Source organism: Methanobrevibacter cuticularis (genome assembly GCF_001639285.1).
GTDB classification, from domain to species: domain Archaea; phylum Methanobacteriota; class Methanobacteria; order Methanobacteriales; family Methanobacteriaceae; genus Methanobaculum; species Methanobaculum cuticulare.
In genome coordinates this window covers 1-3,350 of sequence record NZ_LWMW01000166.1, presented here as the reverse complement: position 1 = coordinate 3,350, position 3,350 = coordinate 1, and the positions used below count along the sequence as shown (strand labels likewise).

Genomic DNA, 3,350 nt, shown 5'->3' with positions numbered 1-3,350 from the left:
AAAGACGTCTTTTGTGATGGTCTTATTGTTGCTTTTTGCTTTGTTGGTAATGGTTGGTTTATCAACTAGTTTTGCAGCAGATCGTAATATTACTAATGCGACTGATGGTGGTATTAGTGGTGCTGTTAATAGCTCTCTAGCTAACGATAAGATAATATTGTCTGATGGTCTGTATTCAGGCAACAATAACAAAGACATAATAATAAATAAGAATTTAACAATTACAGGCTCTAATAAAGCCAACACAGTAATTGATCTAAGTGGTGGTAGTAAATTATTCACAATTAACTCAGGTGCAAGCTTAATATTATCTAATCTAACCATAAAAAACGCAATGATTGGTAATAATAGCTATTTAATAAATAATAATGGTTATCTAACAATAGAAAACTGTGTAATCGCAGATAATAGTTTATCGTTTAATATTCGTGAAAACACCACTTATACAAGTAATGATCAGGTGGAAAATGATAGTTTTGAAACTGGCTACCTCATTGGTAACAATGGACAAATGAACATAATCGATACAACATTCATTAACAATAACATGAACATAAACTACCAATACTATGAAAATGTTCCTTTTACAGCTAGTACTACTTTGTATTTTAATAATACTATATATGATAGTAGTGTTGTGGGTTCTGGGTTCCTTGTTAATAAAGGTAGACTTAATATCACAAGATCAGAATTCACAAACAACACAATAAAAACAACAATAAACCGCGAATACAACTGGAACAATAATAACCCTATAACTGTTAATCTTCGAAACCCCAATAATGAAACTGTTATCGGTGATCAAAGTACTAATTATATTTATGCAATGATTGTTAACACTGGTGATTTAATTATCACACAATCCAACTTCCAAAACAACATCAATAACCTTAATGACACAAGAAACTACAACAAAAACACAACCCTAAGCGTAAATGGAGGTAGTGGCAAAAAAACCACAGGTTTTGGTTCTGTTAATCTAATATATTCTACTAGTAATCTAGAAATAAATAACTCTAATTTTAATAACAGCAGCTACAATAGAACATATGCAAGCAACAATCCTTACTATAATACTACATCTAATAATAATGTAGCGATTATTACAACTACTCTTGCTAACGGCACTGCAAATACTACTGTGAATAATTCTAACTTTACAAATAATGCCACAATTAATATAATTACTGGTGATAATGGTACTGCAAATGCTAATATAATTGATTCCGCCTTTACTAATAACACTGGAAACTATGGTGGAGCAATAAGTGTATCTTCTGGTACTAATGGTACTCTTAATATTAATATAATTGGTTCTACTTTCAATAACAACACAGCACCTAATGGTGATGCTGCAGCAATACAAATAAATTCTTATGCTAATGGTACTATCAATGCCAATATAACTAATTGTATTTTCAGAGATAATCTAGCAATTTATAATGGTGGAGCAATTCGTTTAACTACTAATGGTAATGGTACTACTAATGCTAATATAATTGGTTCTACTTTCAGTAATAATAGTGTATCAACTTATCAAGGTGGAGCAATTCATATAGATACTGGTACTAATGGTACTACTAATGTTAATATAACAAATTCTACTTTCAACAACAACACTGCACCCAATAGTGGTGGAGCAATTTATTTAACTACTGGTACTACTGGTAATCTTAATGCTAATATAACAAATTCTAGTTTCAACAACAACACTGCATCTAATGATGGTGGAGCAATTTATTTAATTACTGGTAGTAATGGTACTGTTAATGCTAATATAGTTGGTTCTATTTTCAACAACAACAATGTAAGGAATACTGGTGGAGCAATTCGGTTAGCTACTGGTGGTAATGGTATTGTTAATGCTAATATACTTGGTTCTACTTTCAACAACAACAATGTAACTCAACGTGGTGGAGCGATTTATTTAACTACTGGTACTAATGGTAATCTTAATGCTAATATAAGTAATTCTAATTTCAGTAATAATACAGTTACTTATTTTGGTGGAGCAATTTATTTAATTACTGGTAGTAATGGTACTGTTAATGCTAATATAGTTGGTTCTACTTTCAACAACAACAAAGCTGAGACTAGTTCAGTACTTGGTATACTTACTGGTGATAATGGTACTGTTAATGCTAATATAACTAATTCTACTTTCAACAAGAATACTGTAAGTTATAGCGGAGCAATTGGTATGAGTACTGGTACTAATGGTACTGTTGGTGCTGATATTGTTGGTAATATTTTTGTAGGTAATAGTAATATTGGTATTTCTGCTAATGCTCCTGGTGTTAGGGTGAATTATAATGCATTCTTTAATCAGACTACTCCTATTACTTCTAATAATGTGAGTAATAATGTGAATGCTGATTATAACTACTATGGTTACAACGGAATACCAAGTATGAGTAATATAGCTGTAAATAGCTATTATGTGCTTGATATTACTAATATAAGCGATCTTAGTGCTAATTATGGTGTTGGTGATTTATTAAGATTTAATTATACTGTGTATTTGAATGGTTCTAGTGATAGTTCTGGTTCTGATTTGTTACCTTCTTTGAATGGTGTTTATTGCAATGGTACCTTTTTCAAAGAGTTTGGTTTAAGCAATTCTGGCATAATTGAAGTTCCTATTCAAACTATTGCTGATCTGAATGTTGTGTTTAAAAATTTAAACGGCACTATCATTGGTAGTGGTATCTTCACACTAATTGGAACTATTAGTAAAGGTAATATTACTAATATTACTGTTGATCAACTAACTATTGTAAATAATAGTGTGGCTGATATAACTTTACATATTAATCCAAATATTTGGGGTCTAGCACCTACCATATTCGAAGTTACTATTAATGGTCGAAATCAGAATGTTACATTTGTTAATGGAACTGGAGTATTCACTGACTATGATTATGGTCAGCTTGGAAATCAAAACTTATCAATAAGCTTTGCAAGTACAGCTGATTATAATGCTACAAGTACTAATCTTAGTACTAGTTTTAAAGATAATGTAAACTTAGACATTACAGCTGATGATGTTAGCTATGGTGATAATCTTACTGTGGTGATTAATGCAACTACACCTAATGGCACAGCTATCTTAGATGGAGTTTATGAAGTAATCATAAACAACATAACCTACAATGTGACTTTCACCAATGGTGTGGGTAGAGTGAATATCACTGGCTTAGATGCAAATGAATACACATACACCATAGTATTTAAAGAAAACAACAATTACACAGAATCCGATGATAATGTGAATTTCATTGTCAGTAAATCAGGAACTATAATTAATGTTGACTTACCTACTGATGCTGTTTATGGTGAAAACTCCACTA

At 31.1% G+C, this 3,350-nt stretch carries 1 protein-coding gene; it reads left to right on the top strand.

The window, feature by feature from the left end:
- Positions 1–25 precede the first annotated feature (25 nt).
- A partial coding sequence (locus MBCUT_RS10200) for a beta strand repeat-containing protein (protein ID WP_169805444.1) occupies positions 26–3,350 on the top strand: 3,325 nt, incomplete at its 3' end.